The sequence below is a fragment of the Okeania sp. KiyG1 genome (genome assembly GCF_014132355.1).
Classification (GTDB): Bacteria; Cyanobacteriota; Cyanobacteriia; order Cyanobacteriales; family Microcoleaceae; genus Okeania.
In genome coordinates this window covers 60,575-77,342 of the sequence record NZ_BLZO01000059.1, presented here as the reverse complement: position 1 = coordinate 77,342, position 16,768 = coordinate 60,575, and the positions used below count along the sequence as shown (strand labels likewise).

The following is a 16,768-nucleotide window of genomic DNA, read 5'->3' as shown; positions in this document are numbered from 1 at the left end:
GAGTAGGGAGTAGGGAGTAGGGAGTAGGGAGTAGGGGGAAAGATAGGAAAGTTGTGCCCTAGCAAAACGGCTGGAAGTCAGGAGTCAGGAGTCAGGAGGAGAAATAATTATAAAGATGAGCGTAGTTATGACGATTGAAGAATTATGTCCAATTAAACGGATTTGATATCACTATTAAAGATGCGGGTATATATGTTTTTTCAAAGTCTTAATATAGCAATATGATTTGAGTTGTGAGATATTGAAAACTTTTAGGGAACACCGGATCTGGGATCTGGGATCTGGGAACAGAGAAGAAGAAAAAAAAGTAACCGCTCAATAATCCGGGGTAAATCTGTAAATGGCAAGCCTCAAATGGCGTAAAATCATTCCTAAACTGATAGTCCGCCCCCATTTATTGAGCAGATACGAAAAAAACATATCATATGAATATAATAATTGCTATATTCTATACTTTTAAGGAATATCTCAATTCTCACAACTCATTCCTGATTGCTATATTTAACATAAAACGATATATTTACTGATGCATAAAATAGTATTTATGGTGTAATAGAGGCAAAATTTTACCGAATAATTAAGGTTTAAAGCCTCTCCTTTTAAGGAGAAACAAGCGGTCGAGGGATGGCGAGGAAACCTCGCCATATCCAATCGACCAAGAGAGAAAAAATTTTCCTTTGATTCAATCCTCTTCCTTTTAGGGAGAGGTAATTATCAATTATCCATTATCAATTATCAATTATTGAAGCATCTTTCATTACTGATTTCTTTCTCTATCTGAGATTTTTTCTTGACGATCGACAAGTTGATGAAATAAAATTAAAATAAACTTAACATTAGTACTTTTTAGGTACTAGACTACTAGACATAATTCACTCTTTTTTTCTCCCCTACCTTTCAATGTTCTTGCTGAACAATCTCCAAAAAATAAAAACTATGCTAACTCTCCCTGGCTATTCAAATTTACAAACCTTATACCAAGGCAACAATAACATATTATATAGGGCATTACGTCAGTCTGATTCTACCCGAGTTGTCCTCAAAACGCAAACTTCTGAATACCCAGCTCCAGAAGAAATTGCGCGTATTAGACATGAATACAATATCCTCAAAAACCTCAACTTTGAAGGAATTGTCAAATCCATAGACCTGATCCACCAAGAATATCGCCTCATCCTCGTCCTCGAATACTTCAACTCCCTATCTCTCAAACAATATATAACAGACTCATCGATCGCAATTTTCCAATTTCTCAATATAGCCATCCAACTTAGTGAAACCCTAGATAAAATACATCAACAACAAATCATCCACAAAGATATTAAACCCCACAACATCCTGATCCAAACCACCACACAAAAAACAAAAATCATCGACTTCAGCATTGCCACCCGTCTAGAAACAGAAACTCAGAGCATCATCAACCCAAATTATATAGAAGGCACTCTAGCTTATATATCTCCAGAACAAACTGGACGCATGAACCGCTGCATAGACTATCGCAGTGACTTCTACTCCTTGGGTGTCACCTTCTATCAAATGCTCACTAAACAGCTTCCCTTCCATAGCAATGACCCAATGGAAATCATCCATTCCCACATAGCTAAAACCCCTATTCCCCCACACCAAATTAACCCAGAAATTCCCATTGCTATATCCTTAATAGTGATGAAAATGCTATCAAAAAACGCTGAAGACCGCTATCAAAGCGCCCTCGGATTAAAAGCAGACCTTGAATATTGCTTGAGTAAACTACAAACCATTAACAGAATTCAAGCTTTTACTCCAGGAAAGAAGGACAAAAAAGGTCAATTTAACATACCCCAGAAACTCTATGGTAGGACAAAAGAAGTCAACCTCCTCTTAGAAGCTTTTGGTCGTGTCAGTAAGGATGGCAATAATAAGGATGGCAATAATATTAATCAATGCAATAAAGAAATCATTCTAGTTACAGGTTACTCCGGGATCGGTAAAACCAAAGTTGTTAATGAAGTACATAAACCCATAGTTAAAGCCAGAGGCTATTTTGTTGGTGGCAAATTCGATCAATTAAAACGAGATATTCCTTATGCTGCTATCAGCCAAGCTTTTCAACAGCTAATTCGCCAGTTACTTACGGAAACTACACTAAAAGTTACCGAATGGAAGCAGAAACTATTAACCGCATTAGGAGAAAATAGTCAAATCATCATTGATATCATCCCAGAATTAGAATTAATCATCGGTAAACAAGAAAAAGCAGCGCAGTTAGGAGCAACTGAATCACAAAACCGTTTCAATCAACTATTCGGAAAATTTGTCCGTGTCTTTGCTCAACCAGAGCATCCATTAGTTTTATTTCTCGATGACTTACAGTGGGCTGACCTAGCATCATTAAACCTGATCGAACAATTAATGACGGACAGCGAAACCCAACACTTATTATTGATCGGAGCTTATCGAGACAACGAAGTTAGCCCAGTACATCCGACCATCCAAACCATAGAAAAAATCCAAAAAACCAGCACAACAGTTAATAAAATTATATTAGAACCTCTAAAAATAAATCATCTCAGACAATTAGTAGCAGAAACATTATCAGAAGAAGCTACTACAACTAATGAGCGACTCATTCAATTATCAGACCTACTATACAGTAAAACTCAAGGTAATCCGTTTTTCTTAACTCAACTCCTCAAAACATTGTATACAGAAAAATTATTAACATTTGATTTTACAGTTGGATCTTGGATTTGGGATATTGAGCAGATTCAAAGTTTTGGAATAGCAGATTTAGGAGTAGTAGAATTAGTTGCTAGGAATATTGAAAAACTATCAACAACTACCCAAAAACTTTTAAAACTAGCAGCTTGTATTGGTAATAAATTTAGTTTGGATGTATTAGCAGTTGTTAACGAAAAATCTGCGACTCAGACAGCACAAGATTTATGGAATGCTTTACAAGCAGGTTTAATATTACCACTAACTCAGGATTATAAAATTCCCTTATTATTTTCAGAAAACGACAATGCCGAAGAATTATTATTTGATAAATCTAAGGTAAGTTATCGTTTTTTGCATGACAGAGTGCAGCAAGCAGCATATTCACTTATTCCCGAAGAAAATAGAAAAAAATTCATCTAAAAATCGGTAAGTTGTTGTGGAAAAGTATTCCCTCTGAACAAATAGAAGAGAATATATTTGATGTGGTAAATCAGTTGAATATAGGGCGAGATTTAATCACAGAAACAGAGTTAAAAGAAGGGTTGTTAAAATTAAATTTATGGGCGGGGAAAAAAGCCAAAGGAGCTACAGCTTATGAGGCGGCGGGTAGATATTTGAATCTAGGGTTAGAGTTGTTACCCACAAATAGTTGGGAGAGTCATTATGAATTGACAAGAGAACTCTATGTAGAAACACTAGAAGTTGAGTATCTCAACACTAATTTTGAGCGGGCGCAAAAATTGTCAGAATTTATATTTGCCAGAACTACAAAATTACTTGAACAAGTCAAAGTTTATGAATTATTAATAGAATTTCATACCTCTCAAAACCAAAGTAAACAAGCACTTGATACTTCTTTGAATGTATTGGAAAAATTTCAACTTACCTTCCCAAAAAAAATTAGTAAATTAACGATCATCAAAGAATATTTATCCATCAAATTTTCCCTTAGTCGCTACTCAGTCGATAATTTAGCTAATTTGCCAGAAATGAATGACCCCTACAAGCTAGCAGCGATAAAAATAGCAATTTCTGCTATTCCTGTTGCTTTTGGTGTTAATCCTAACCTGTTTCCATTACTAATATTTAAAATGGTGGATCTATGTTTAAAACATGGAAATTCACCTCTATCTGCTTATGTATTTGGAAGTTATAGCATTATTTTATGTTCAGCTATAGGAGATTTTGAGACCGGATACAATTTCGGAGTTTTATCTATAGAGTTATTAAATAAATATAATGCCAAAGAATATAAAGCAAAAGTTTATCTGATGTTTAATCTTTTTATTAAAATCTGGAAAAAACATCTCAAAGAAACAGAATCAGAATTAGTAGAATCGTTTCAATATGGGTGGTTAAATGGGGATATTCAATATGCTTGTGAATGTGCTATTACTTATTGTGCCAATATTTTATTTCGAGGTAAAAATTTGGAAGAAACAGCGAAAATTCAAAAAGATTATCTAACTATAATTATCAGCAGTCAAAAAAAATACTACATAAATGTCGCTAGCGCATGGAATGATTGTGTCCAATATCTTTTGAGTGATTCAAGTGAGAGAAAATTAGGTATTTTGGCCAAGCTCGATCAAAATTATGCTGACAGTTTTATCCAGGCTAATAATCAGGCGGGTATCTTAGAAATTAGCCTGATAAAATTGATGATTTTTATTTATTTAAAGATACTTTACAAGCAGTAAAAGTTGCTACATTTGGAGAAAAGTATCAAGAGAGTTTGAAAGGTACAATGTATTTTGCTCAATACAACTTCTACTACTCCCTAGCGCTGCTCGCCAACTACTCCACTGTACCCCCGAAAGAACAAAAACAATACTTAAAGCAAGTCAAATCCAACCAAAAACAAATGAAAAAATGGGCACAGCACGCCCCGATGAACTTCCAACACAAATACGAGCTGGTAGAAGCAGAAATGGCTAGAGTTTTAGGTGAAAATGAAACAGCAGCAACCTACTACGAAAGAGCAATTTCTGGAGCATCAGAAAATGGTTACATCCACGAAGAAGCGATCGCCAACGAAAGAGTGGCAGAATTTTATCTGTCTCTTGGTAGAGAAAAAGTAGCCAAAGCCTACATGACGGACGCCTATTACTGCTATATTAATTGGGGTGCTACTGCCAAAATCAAAGACCTAGAAGAACGCCACTCCAAGCTAATTATTCGCACCCAAACACCAGAAATCACAAAAATTGATCTCACAAAAACTATATCTTCAATTACCAGCAAAACTAGCAAAAACCTCGACTTTTATACTATTATTAAAGCCTCCCAAACTATATCAGAGGAAATCGAACTAAATAGCTTGCTTGATAAATTGATGCACATCCTCATGGAAAATGCTGGAGCCAATAAAGGAACTTTAGTTTTGAACAACTCTGGCACTTGGGAAATTCCTATTCAATGCCTGAGCGGCGACTCTGACTCATGCATCACACATTTCGACGACCTAAATAAAAGTTTACCCCATACTGTTATCAACACCGTCAAACAGACTCAACAAACTGTACTCATCAATCAGCTTGAAACAGAAACTACCTTCGCTGGAGATCCATACTTGATCGAACACCAGCCCAAAAGTCTCTTGTGTACTCCGATCCTCAAGCAAGGAAAATTTATTGCTCTCCTCCTCCTAGAAAACAGCCTGGCTACAGGAGCATTTACTCCAGACCGCATAAAAGTCCTCCAGCTACTTATGACCCAAGCTGCAATCTCCATAGAAAACGCCAGACTTTACAAGAATCTAGAAGAATACAACTACAATTTGGAAGCCCAAGTCAAACACAGAACTCAAGCACTTCAGGAGAAAAACCTAGACTTACAGCAAACCCTGCTTAAATTGCAAGAAACTCAAACTCAATTGATCCAAACGGAAAAAATGTCTGCTTTGGGACAAATGGTCGGAGGAATTGCCCACGAAATTAATAATCCCATCACCTTTATCTCCAGTAATATCACTCATGCTCGCGAATATTTCCACGAGTTACTTGAACTGGTCGAACTTTACAAACAAAACTCTTCGGGTTCTAATTCAGCCATAGAAGAGAAATTAGAAGAGATCGATTTAGAGTTTTTGGGTGACGATTTAGAAAAATTGTTTGATTCCATGGAAACAGGGAGCAATCGCATTAGTACAATTATTCTTGGTTTGCGGAACTTCTCTCGCCTTGATGAATCAGACATGAAGGAGGTAGATATCCACGAAGGATTAGAGAATACTTTAATGATTTTGCAACATAGGCTCCAAGCTAATAGCTCCCGCCCAGAAATTGCTATAGTCAAAAACTACGGAAAATTACCCCCAGTTAACTGTCGGGCCAGTCAACTAAATCAAGTATTCCTACAGATTCTCAGCAACGCGATCGATGCTTTAACAACTTCGGAGATTGGAAGTGGCCTCGAAATTTCCATTACTACTGAGGTGCAAGACGCACAAACTGCTAGAATTCGCATTGCTGACAATGGGATAGGAATGAGCGAAATCGCTTGCCAACGGGTATTTGAACCGTTCTTCACCACTAAACCGATCGGCCAAGGAACTGGACTTGGGTTGTTTATTAGTTACCAAATCGTTACTCAGCAACATAGAGGACAATTGAAGTGTATTTCTCAACTGGGACAAGGCACGGAATTGATTATAGAAATTCCTATTGAGGGATGATGTGAAACTTGCGTCATTGGCAATAATATTTCTCATAAGCGCTGCTGAGTAAAGCAATTTTAATTGTCAGAGATTGCTTATCTAACCACCTTCTCAAGGAGAGGACTACTGAAAATTTTTCCCTCATTTACTGAGCAGTATATCCTCCATCAATTATCAGATTATGTCCTGTAACGAAGGAAGTGCTTTCAGAACATAACCACATTACTGCTTCAGCAACTTCCATTGGTTTACCGATTCGCCCAACAGGATGCAACCCATCGATCAAAGTAAGTTGGTCGGGGGTAAAATTATTCTCCAAAGCATCAGTTTTTATAGCTCCGGGACTAATTGTATTAATCCGAATATTAGATTTAGCATATTCAATTGCTGCTGCTCTAGTTAAACCAATAATTCCAGCTTTAGCTGCCGAATACACAGACATACCAGGCATGATAGTCACAACACCACCAACAGATGACATATTAACAATTGCGCCACTTCCTTGTTCGAGCATTATCGGAAGTTCATATTTCAGAGAAAGCCACATACCTTTTAGATTTGCGTTGATTATATAATCCCAATCATCTTCTGTATGCTCGGTTAGCGGACGGTTTAACCCATTACCCACATTGTTAAAGGCGCAGTCGAGCCGACCGTAAGATTCTACTGTTTTATTGATTAGTGCTTTCACTTCATTAGGTTGAGACACATCAGTCTTGACAAAAATAGCATCACCACCTCTGGCGCAAATTTCTTGTACTGCCTTTTCTCCTTCAGTAGCTCGCCTACCAGCTATGACTATCTTAGCTCCAGCCTGTGCAAAAGCGAGAGCTGTTGCTTTTCCTATGCCTGATGTGCCACCTGTAATTAATGCAATTTTGCCATCAAATTCTTTTGATAATGACATCTTTCAATATTCCTTTTGTTTCAATAAATCTGGAAATCTATTAACCTGAATAAAATCCAGTTAGTTTACAGCGCTTTTCATTTGAGTAGACCACAAAGTAGGGACGTTGCATGCAACGTCCTTACAGGGTTATCATTCTCCCCTACTTCCCTACTCCTCTACTCCCCTACTCCCCGCTCCCCTACTCCCCTACTCCCCTACTATCTTAATAATAAGTATTCAACCGGACATGATATTATTGGGCAGTGTATCCTCCGTCAATTATTAAATTCTCTCCTGTAATGAAGGAAGCACGATCTGAACAAAGCCACACTGCAGTTTCCCCAACCTCTTCAGGAGTACCAATACGACCTATAGGATGAGGATGCTCTTCTAAGAACTTATTGAGTTGTTTGGTAGGAAATTTATTTAATATTGGAGTTCTAATGAAGCTAGGATTCACAACATTGATACGGATGCCTGATTTTGCGTACTCAATTGCTGCAGCTCTGGCCATAGCTATCACCCCACCCTTGCTTGCTGAGTAAATAGAAAGGTTGGGTATGCCTATTACACCTGCAATAGAAGAGTTGTTGACAATTGCACCGCTACCCTGTTTAAGCATTTGTGCAATCTCATACTTCATAGAAAGCCATGTTCCCTTGAGATTAATATTGATAATACAATCCCAATCTTCTTCAGAAGAATCAGTGATTGGATGTATTTGTGAAATACCAGCATTGTTGAATGCACAATCTAAACGGCCATAAATATCTACAGTTTTGTTCACTAATGCTTCTACTTCCCTAGCCTGAGACACATCAGTCTTGACAAAAATAGCATCACTACCTCTAGCACAAATTTCGTGTACTGCTTGTTCTCCTTCCTCAACACCTCTGCTGGCAATGACTACCTTGGCTCCAGCTTGAGCAAAAGCAAGAGCTGCTGCCTTACCTATACCGGATGAACCTCCTGTAACTAAAGCAACTTTTCCATCAAATTCTTTTGAGAATAACATCTTTAATACTCCTGTTATTTATGATCGGCTAAAACTCATTTAGATCATGTCCGGTAGCATCGATATTGTATAGAGAAGGTAAGGAAGAAGGAAGAAGGAAGAAGGAAGAAGTAGGGGCGATTTCCTAGGTCATGCTCCGCAAACGGGTAATTAGGAGCATTCCGGAACGGAAATCGCTCCTACAAGAGAAGGAAAAACCTTATATGGTGCTAGATATTTCCCCAACTTTATACACAAACGATTGCGTTCGGACATGATATTAGATTTTATCTTCTCTTTTTCCTGCTCCTAGTTCCCTTTCACAAAGATTGGATTACCGAATAATTAAGGTTTAAAGCCTCTCACTCGCCGTGGAGAAACAAGCGGTCGAGGGATGGCGAGGTCTCCTCGCCATATCCAATCGACCAAGAGAGAAAAAATTTTCCTTTGATTCAATCCTCTTCCTTTTAGGGAGAGGTAATTATCAATTATCCATTATCAATTATCAATTATTGAAATAGTTTTAATTCTGAACAACATTATTGCAAGAATTTTCATCATCCACGCAATGATAAAAGAAAAAGAAGAAGAACTAATTTATTGAGCAGTATATCCTCCGTCAATTATTAAATTCTGTCCTGTAATGAAAGATGATCGACCTAAAGATAAAAATAAAACTGCTCCACTTACTTCATCAGAATCAGCAAAACGCCCCATTGGAGGAAGAGAAAGACCTTCTAAAAATTGATCGACTCGCTCTGTAGGAACCTTCTCAAATATAGGTGTTTCAATAAAACCAGGACTAATGACATTGATGCGGATGCCTGATTTAGCATACTCAATGGCTGTAGCTTTAGTCATGGCTATAACTCCACCTTTACTTGCTGTATAAACAGAAATATTTGCCATACCAACCACACCTGCAAGAGAAGAGTTGTTGACAATTGCACCGCTATCCTGTCGAAGCATTTGTTTTATTTGGTATTTCATACAAAGCCAAACTCCTTTAAGATTAATGTTCATAACATAATCCCAGTCATCTTCTGAGTAATTGATTAATGGACGTAGCACTCCAACACCAGCATTGTTGAATGCACAGTCTAAACGGCCATAGGTATCTACGGTCTTGTTCACTAATGCCTCTACTTCGTTAGCCTGAGACACATCAGTCTTCACAAAGATAGCATCACTACCTCTAGCACAAATTTCGTGTACTGCTTGCTCTCCTTCCTCAACACCTCTGCTGGCAATGACTACCTTGGCTCCAGCTTGAGCAAAAGCAAGAGCTGCTGCCTTACCTATACCGGATGAACCTCCTGTAACTAAAGCAACTTTTCCATCAAATTCTTTTGAAAATGACATCTTTGATACTCCTTTGATTTTTCTTAATAACACTTATCTGAGAATGTTGAAAATAATTGGTGAAATTCTTTTAGAGAGTGAAGTAATGTATACAATGACAATTTAACAAAAACTTCACTCTCAAAATAAATTAAACTCCAACTGTTGTAGTGAGCTTCATCAAACTTTCTGATGTTGGAGGAACAGCTCCTAAAGCCACATCACCCCAACGCATAAGATGAGCAGCAGCAGCCCCTGAAAAACCATGAGCATAGGTCATCACTAAATCACCTTTTTTAATTTTTTTCTGTTCGGCTGTATGATATAAAGCAGCCATCACCGAAGTAACAGAAATATTTCCATACTGAGGAAAGATATCAATAGTTTTGTGTTTAGGAATATTCAATTCTGAAGCACAAAAGTCAATGTACCCGGCAGTAGGTGGATAAAGTACAAAGAAATCTATATCTTCCAGTTTAATTCCTGATTGAGATAATACTTTTGTAGAGCATTCTTGAAAATATTTAATCAATAAAGAAGTGACATATTTGACAGTTTCTTTATTGATGGCAATTAATAATTTTATTTCTCCTTTTTCATCTACACTAAGTTTGGGATAAACTACATCACAAGATTCATGGGTATTCGTTGAATAAGAATGAAGTAATCCTTCTCCTGTTTGAACTTTTTCCACAATAAAAGCTGCAGCTCCATCTCCAAGAGTAAAAGAAAATGGATTTGTATGCTCTATATGCCTAGAATAATCGCATGATACAGACACTAAAATTCTGTCTATTTTCTGGCTTTGGATTGCATAAACAGCATGGTCTAAGGCTAATAAAGCACCTCCACAACTAGCATTCATATTCCAAGCTGTACCTCTAAAACCTAATTCTCGCGCAATTAAAGTGGCATTGCCAATTACTAATCTTTCTGGAAACATTGCACAAGAAATTAGCAAGTCTACTTCATTAATTTCTAGTTTTGCAGCTTGCAACACCTTTTCTATTGCTCCACATTCAAGAGTCATAGTAGTTTCATCTCCAGTTAAAACTCTTCTTTCTAAAGTGCCTCGAAAAATATCTTCTCGATAAGGTTTAACAGCTTGCACCCAATTATCATTTTGTTGTGATTCGTTGTCAAACAGTTGCAAAGTTTGATTTTTTTGTTCGAGTTTAAGTAACAAATCTGGATAGTTCTTTTTCCAGTGATCGTTTGTTAATACATACTCTGGAAAATTAACTGCAAGTGCTCGGATACCTACAGATTGATTCATTGTTATTTATTCCTATTTATTTACAAAAAAGTGGAAGTTGAGCAGTTGTTGGGATGAAAACAGTAATTTTTGTCAAAACTTAGGCAGCAATGCAATATGTAGTAGACTGACACAGCTAAAACTGTGCAATAGATTTTTATTTCTAGTTGTCTTTATCTCTTCTACTCCCCTACTCCCCCACTCCCCCACTCCCCTACTCCCTAATGCACAATTTAAGGTGTGTCGGTCCAGTAGGTTGGGTTAAGCTACTCGTTAGCGGAGCTTATCTGGAGGAGAAACCCAACAAAGACTTGGTGGTGTTGAGTCGATGTCAAAGATCGACTACGGTACTAAGTATGCTGCAAAACACGCTTGAGAACTTTCCCTGTAGAATTTTTGGGAATAGAATCAACAAAGCGAAATGTATGAGGCACTTTATAATTTGCTATTCTCTGAGAACAAAAACTTTTCATATCCTCAGCAGCAACAAATTGACTAGACTTGAGAACTATATTAGCATTCACAACCTCCCCTTTCAGGCGATCGCTCATACCATATACCGCTGCCTCAAGTACAGCAGGATGTTCCAGAATTACTTTTTCTACTTCGGAAGGATACACTTTGAACCCAGAAACATTAATCATATCCTTCAAGCGGTCAACAATATAGAAATAGCCATCCTTATCCATCCTGCCTAGATCGCCTGTATGAAACCAGCCATTACGCAAGACTTTCTGTGTTTCTGTTGTACGATTCCAATATCCTAACATGACATTCGGACCGCGTATTAACAGCTCTCCAACTTCCCCACATTCAAGCTCGTTGCCAGCTTCATTTACAACTTTCATTTCTACGTTTTCAATTGGCATTCCAATGGAACCCAATTTATATCTCAAATCGTGATTGTAACAAGCAAAAGGTGAAGTTTCTGTTAATCCATAACCCTCATATATCAGTTTACCACAAAATTCTTGCCACTGACACACAAGTTCTACAGACATTTTAGCAGCAGCACTAAAATAATAGCGTACGGAGTTAAAATCTGACTGCGATACACCAGTTTCCAGCAAGCGTAAAAACACTGTCGGAACTCCAAAAAACATGGTAACGCCATGATTTTGAACAGCTCTCAATACATCTTCTTGCTTAAACCGTCGCTGCAAAATAATTGTTGCGCAAGCGTTTAACCCACCATTGAGAATAAAATTCTGACCGAAACAGTGGAAAAGGGGTAAAAAAAGCAACAATTTATCATCAGAGTCAGTATTACAACAATGCTTAACTGAGTGCATATTAGAACAGATATTCCCATGAGACAGGGTTGCCCCTTTAGGAAAACCAGTGGTGCCAGAAGTGTAAACAATAGCAGCAGGGGTAGTCGGTTCCATGGAAACTGCCTTGAAATCAGAACTCTCTTTTTCCATCAGAGTAGACAAGCTGATATTTGTATCTGTTTCACCCTCAGCAATTAAAACGTTCTTCAGAAAAGTTAGATCCCGGTCGGGTATTTGCTCCCTCAAAGATGCTGTTGTCACAACTGCTACTGCTTCACTATCATTAAGGATGAAGCAAACTTCATCACTTTTCAGCATTGAATTAACAGAAACAACCACGGCACCAAGTTTGAGAATTGCTAAATAAGTAATGACAAATTCAGGAATATTTGGCAACAACAAAGCTACGCGATCGCCACATTTTATTCCCAAATGTCGCAAACCATTAGTTACACGATTTGCTAACTCATTTAGTTCGCCGTAAGTAAAAGCTTTTTCTTCAAAAATTAAAGCTGTTTTTTGAGGGAAAAATTGAGCGCCTCTTTCAATATGTTGTGTAATATTCATCGTTATTTTGTCACCCAAAATATTTGTTTTTCCATGGTGTAGAAAGTAGTTTTATAGTAAGCATTCAGCCGTCAGCTATTAGCTATCAGCTAATTTTTTGGAAGCTAAAAGCAACCTTTGAAGTAGTTTATTTGGCAATACAATCAGCCGGAGCTATGATTTTACATATTTGTTGCCAATCCCTAGTATCTAGTTGAAAAATTTTTCGGCAATGGTCGATTGTTTCTACCCAAAATTGTAGTTTTTTGCAGAATTTAGTTTTATGAAAAAGAGACAACCATCTACAACAAACTTCTGGGAAAAAAGTTTTAATTTTCATGGAAATATCCTTATTTTCCTGGCTTAACCAATCAAAATGAAGAAGTAGGGGAGTCAGGGAGTGGGGGAGTCAGGGAGTGGGGGAGTGGGGGAGTAAGGGAGTAGGGGAGTGGGGGAGTAGGGGAGTGAGGGAGTAGGAAAGAAACCGAAATACATCCTCTCTCTTTTAATTCGACTTGAAGTAATTAGGGCTTGCTGATTAAATCTAAAAGCATTGACATATAAAGAAAAGAGCCTTTTTGGGGCCTTTAAAAAGTGCCTGGTTTTCAGTTCTTCATGCTCAAAAAGTTAGTATTTTAGGCGGCTTTGTTGTACAAAAGACGATCTGGTAAGTTATTTTTTTGCTAGTCCCTTACTCAAGCGTACGCTCACTTTCGGGAGATTGATGTTTGATTTATCTATTGTCCAATAGTTATGTTGAGTTTAGATAGAGTCAGAGTCAAGCGTACGTTCACTTTCGGGAGATTGATGTTTGATTTATCTATTGTCCAATAGTTACAGCAGTTTCCGCCCATTATGAAGTACATCTCGGGAGTCTAGTCGCAGCTATATACTTTCATGCAACAAAGCCATTTTAGGCGCATAGTTGGGCAGAAAAATCATTCTTACAATTCTTACTCCTACCTCCTGTAAATTCCCATTTATCCTGTCTTCCCCTCCCCTCCTGGCTATGCTTTACCCACATATTTCTTAACATAAAACTTGACTAAATTGACAAGTTATGGGTAAGTCTTAGTTCGTCTTTTTCGGGAGAAAAATGTATTGAAAAATACGTTTTTTTGATAACTGTAGACGTAAGCATTCAGCTGTCAGCTATTAGCCATCAGCTATTGCTTTTAGTTTTAGATAAAAGCTTTACTAATTTAGGCAGAATTTATACTTAAGGAGCCATGTAAGAATAAGTTGTACAAATTTTATCTGGGATAAATTGTTAAATATAGCTTCCATTAAAAAAACTGTTCAAGTTATTTTTACACGACTACTAACTATAAAAGCTGGCACTCAACAGTCTATATTCATTAAAACCTCATCATGATAGCTGATAGCTGACTGCTAATAGCTGAATGCTTACCTGTAGACAGGATTCTTCCTCCCGCTCCTCCCCATCCTCCCCATCCTCCCCATCCTCCCCACCCTCCCACAAGGGTTTCAGGAGTTATGGGTAAGGGATAGCCCCTCCCAGGAGGGGCGAGGGGTGAGTTGTCTCCTACCCCAGCAAAAAGACTTTCCATACGCAAACCCTAATCAGAGCTGACATCATTAGGTAATTTGTTCCCAGTTCAATCAATACCATTACGGTTGCAAGACTGCCAGAATAATTAGTAGGTTGCGCTGCAACTGAGCTTAAACCACAGGTAGCATATAAGTCAGAATTTTGCGTAAATCCCGATTAATAAAGGTAGTGTTGAAGGTAACTGTATAACCGATATTTCATATCAGTCTGAGTAACGATTATTTCGCTTTACCTGGCAACTTTACCTCTTTTTTTCTCTGTGTTGTTTCTAGCGAGTCGTAAATATTCAAAATAATCCTCTTATATCATGTCCGGTAGCATCGGTATTGTATAGCAAGAGTAGGGAACACCGGAGCTGGGAACAGGGAACAGTCAGGAATACCTAAGAGCAAGAAAAAAACTTAAATTTCTTGTAGATATTCACCTTTGGGTTTACACAAACGCGCCCCAGCGGACATGATATTATGAGTAAAGATATAGGGGATAATATTGTATAACCTAAACTTTACTCATAATTTTCAAAACAAACTAAAAACGAAGAGTTTTGTAATTATTTTTCATTCATCAATTCAGCAAAAATATTAGAAACAGCTTGACTAATCTGACCAGGAGCACTCAAATCATCTACAATTAGCGAAATATAAATATCTAAACTTTGTTCACAATCATCCCATATCAAGGACTTTTCTTTTGATACAGGTTTTCCTAACAGTTCTCTGACTTTATTATACAAAACTTTAGTTGCAGGTGACAAGTTTTTTTCTACATCATAATTACCAAAAAGTAGATAATTTTTTTGCTCCACTGCTTGGACAGCAAAAATCAAAGCGATCGCTAAATATTGTCGAAATAAATTAATAGAAGTTCGTGTCAAATTAGCAGAACCAAATCCTTGACTATTAATATTCTGATTAAACTGTTCCGCATGAGTAGGAAAACGGTCAGCTAGAGAATTCCCATAAAAAGTCAACAAAGGCATAATCGAATTGCCCGCAATTTGCAAACCCTTCAATCCCATATTCACTTTTCGTTGAGTATTGCCCACCAAAGAAGCAGGTAATCCACCATTAAATTCAGGAGTAACTAACAGAGCAATTTGAACATCTAGATGTTTAGCAATTAACCCAATCAAATAGCGCAATCTGTCCATTCCGACTCCTACATATTGACCCAGAAAATTACCGCCATGATAGCTACTTTGACATTTGGCATCAATTAAGGGATTATCAGTCACAGAATTAATTTCTGTCTCTATCTGACCAGCAATATCCCACAAACCATCTACCACGGGACCCAAATACTGCGGTAAACAGCGTATAGAATAACGGTCTTGAATCAAATCACAACCATCAAAGTGATTATCACCATTCAACTCATCACAACTCAAATAGGACCCAGACAGCAAATTAACCATTTGTTCTGCTACCCAAACTTGACCGGGGTGAGGTTTCAATCCATGAATAAATGGATGAAATGACTGATTCGTACCGCCCAGTGCTTGTATCATTAATGCGTGAGTTGCAATAGCTACAGAAAATAATGAATGAGCGTCATTTACACAATTGGCAGCTATTCCAGTCATCACAGAAGTACCATTAACCATTGCTAACCCTTCCTTAGCACACAAGGACAAGGTTGGTAATTTAAGTCGGTTAAGAGCTTCAATAGCTGAGATTTCTGTACCTTTGAAATCTACAGTAAATGCTGGATCTAAACCTAGTAATGCTCCAGTAATATGTGCCAGAGGGACTAGATCCCCACTAGCACCAATGGAACCTAAATCATACACATGAGGGGTAATTCCTTCGTTGAGGAATATTGCCATACGTTGGATTAATTCGTACCGAATACCAGAGGCACCTTTTGTATGAGAGTTCATCCGCAACAGCATAGCAGCACGAACATCTGCAATAGGGAGTCGATTTCCAGCTCCCGTTTTGAGAAACCAAATGAGGTTTTCTTGCAAAGCAGCAGCATCTTCACAGGAAATAGCTGTATTACCCATACCACCAAATCCTGTGGTGACTCCGTAAATTGATTTTCCGGTTTCTACGGCGTTGGTAATATAGTTGCAAGAGTCTTGGATACCTTGGCAGATATCTAGACGTTTTGTGAGTGTAACTGGGGCTCCTAATTTTGCTACCTCCGCTACCTGTGTGAGAGTGAGATTATGTTCGCCAACAACTATGGAGCTTGATTTTTGAGCAGATTGGGATTTCCTGATGAAGAAATTGTTGTCAATACTAGGTGCAGTTTTGACTTTGAGACTCTGATTGTAGAGAGATGAATAACTTTTATTCCCTGTCGATTTTTGAAGGGGTTGGTTGTTCAGGAATTTATTTCTCAATTGTATTTTCTCCTATTGAGGGATTGAAATCACAAGTTTACATGACTCATATCACCAACAAGATAGAAAGAATCTATTACAATAAGTAGTAGATGTCTACACATATCCATGTTGGATGAGGTGGCTAAGTTTAGTAAAACTGAACCACAAACTAACTCTAGAATTGCTACTAGAAACAGCAATTCGAT

Annotated in this window: 11 protein-coding genes; 3 read left to right on the top strand and 8 right to left on the bottom strand. The window is 37.7% G+C overall.

What is annotated here, in order from left to right:
• Window positions 1-936: 936 nt before the first annotated feature.
• The 3 genes from SAGCYANO_RS44590 (at window position 937) to SAGCYANO_RS44580 (ending at window position 6,379) form a co-directional block, all read left to right on the top strand.
• Window positions 937-3,123, top strand: a complete 2,187-nt coding sequence (locus SAGCYANO_RS44590) for an AAA family ATPase (protein ID WP_237396087.1) — start codon at window positions 937-939, stop codon at window positions 3,121-3,123.
• 14 nt (window positions 3,124-3,137) lie between these two features.
• Window positions 3,138-4,403: a hypothetical protein gene (locus tag SAGCYANO_RS44585; RefSeq protein WP_237396086.1), complete on the top strand. Its 1,266-nt coding sequence runs from the start codon at window positions 3,138-3,140 to the stop codon at window positions 4,401-4,403.
• Between the two features lie 164 nt (window positions 4,404-4,567).
• Window positions 4,568-6,379 carry an ATP-binding protein gene (locus SAGCYANO_RS44580; RefSeq protein ID WP_237396084.1) on the top strand — a complete coding sequence of 604 codons (1,812 nt, stop codon included), beginning with the start codon at window positions 4,568-4,570 and terminating at the stop codon, window positions 6,377-6,379.
• A gap of 127 nt (window positions 6,380-6,506) precedes the next feature.
• Here the strand turns inward: SAGCYANO_RS44580 and SAGCYANO_RS12105 are convergent, their stop codons facing one another.
• The 8 genes from SAGCYANO_RS12105 to hutH form a co-directional block, all read right to left on the bottom strand.
• Window positions 6,507-7,268, bottom strand: coding sequence for an SDR family oxidoreductase (locus SAGCYANO_RS12105; protein WP_202220306.1), 762 nt, complete (start codon window positions 7,266-7,268; stop codon window positions 6,507-6,509).
• A gap of 235 nt (window positions 7,269-7,503) precedes the next feature.
• Entirely contained in the window at window positions 7,504-8,265 is a 762-nt protein-coding gene (locus SAGCYANO_RS12100) for an SDR family oxidoreductase (protein ID WP_202220305.1), read from the bottom strand.
• 576 nt (window positions 8,266-8,841) lie between these two features.
• Window positions 8,842-9,606, bottom strand: a complete 765-nt coding sequence (locus SAGCYANO_RS12095) for an SDR family oxidoreductase (RefSeq protein ID WP_202220304.1) — start codon at window positions 9,604-9,606, stop codon at window positions 8,842-8,844.
• Window positions 9,607-9,736: 130 nt separating this feature from the next.
• On the bottom strand, window positions 9,737-10,861 hold the full coding sequence (locus SAGCYANO_RS12090; RefSeq protein ID WP_202220303.1) for a 3-oxoacyl-ACP synthase III family protein: 1,125 nt from the start codon (window positions 10,859-10,861) through the stop codon (window positions 9,737-9,739).
• A gap of 329 nt (window positions 10,862-11,190) precedes the next feature.
• Complete coding sequence (locus tag SAGCYANO_RS12085) at window positions 11,191-12,699, bottom strand: class I adenylate-forming enzyme family protein (RefSeq protein ID WP_237396082.1); 1,509 nt, start codon at window positions 12,697-12,699, stop codon at window positions 11,191-11,193.
• Between the two features lie 109 nt (window positions 12,700-12,808).
• A complete protein-coding gene (locus SAGCYANO_RS12080) occupies window positions 12,809-13,000 on the bottom strand; it encodes a hypothetical protein (RefSeq protein ID WP_202220302.1) in 192 nt (63 codons plus the stop codon).
• Window positions 13,001-14,018: 1,018 nt separating this feature from the next.
• Window positions 14,019-14,231 (bottom strand): hypothetical protein, encoded by a 213-nt coding sequence (locus SAGCYANO_RS12075; RefSeq protein ID WP_202220301.1) that lies wholly within the window; start codon window positions 14,229-14,231, stop codon window positions 14,019-14,021.
• A 552-nt stretch (window positions 14,232-14,783) separates the two neighbouring features.
• On the bottom strand, window positions 14,784-16,580 hold the full coding sequence (gene hutH, locus SAGCYANO_RS12070) for a histidine ammonia-lyase (protein WP_237396081.1): 1,797 nt from the start codon (window positions 16,578-16,580) through the stop codon (window positions 14,784-14,786).
• Window positions 16,581-16,768 lie beyond the last annotated feature (188 nt).

What these genes read in the sequence shown, in the direction of transcription:
- SAGCYANO_RS12090 (WP_202220303.1), bottom strand. Translation starts at nt 10,861, where the DNA reads ATGAATCAATCTGTAGGTATCCGAGCACTTGCAGTTAATTTTCCAGAG.
- SAGCYANO_RS44580 (WP_237396084.1), top strand. Translation starts at nt 4,568, where the DNA reads ATGAAAAAATGGGCACAGCACGCCCCGATGAACTTCCAACACAAATAC.
- SAGCYANO_RS12095 (WP_202220304.1), bottom strand. Translation starts at nt 9,606, where the DNA reads ATGTCATTTTCAAAAGAATTTGATGGAAAAGTTGCTTTAGTTACAGGA.
- SAGCYANO_RS12105 (WP_202220306.1), bottom strand. Translation starts at nt 7,268, where the DNA reads ATGTCATTATCAAAAGAATTTGATGGCAAAATTGCATTAATTACAGGT.
- SAGCYANO_RS44590 (WP_237396087.1), top strand. Translation starts at nt 937, where the DNA reads ATGCTAACTCTCCCTGGCTATTCAAATTTACAAACCTTATACCAAGGC.
- SAGCYANO_RS12075 (WP_202220301.1), bottom strand. Translation starts at nt 14,231, where the DNA reads ATGGAAAGTCTTTTTGCTGGGGTAGGAGACAACTCACCCCTCGCCCCT.
- SAGCYANO_RS12100 (WP_202220305.1), bottom strand. Translation starts at nt 8,265, where the DNA reads ATGTTATTCTCAAAAGAATTTGATGGAAAAGTTGCTTTAGTTACAGGA.
- SAGCYANO_RS12080 (WP_202220302.1), bottom strand. Translation starts at nt 13,000, where the DNA reads ATGAAAATTAAAACTTTTTTCCCAGAAGTTTGTTGTAGATGGTTGTCT.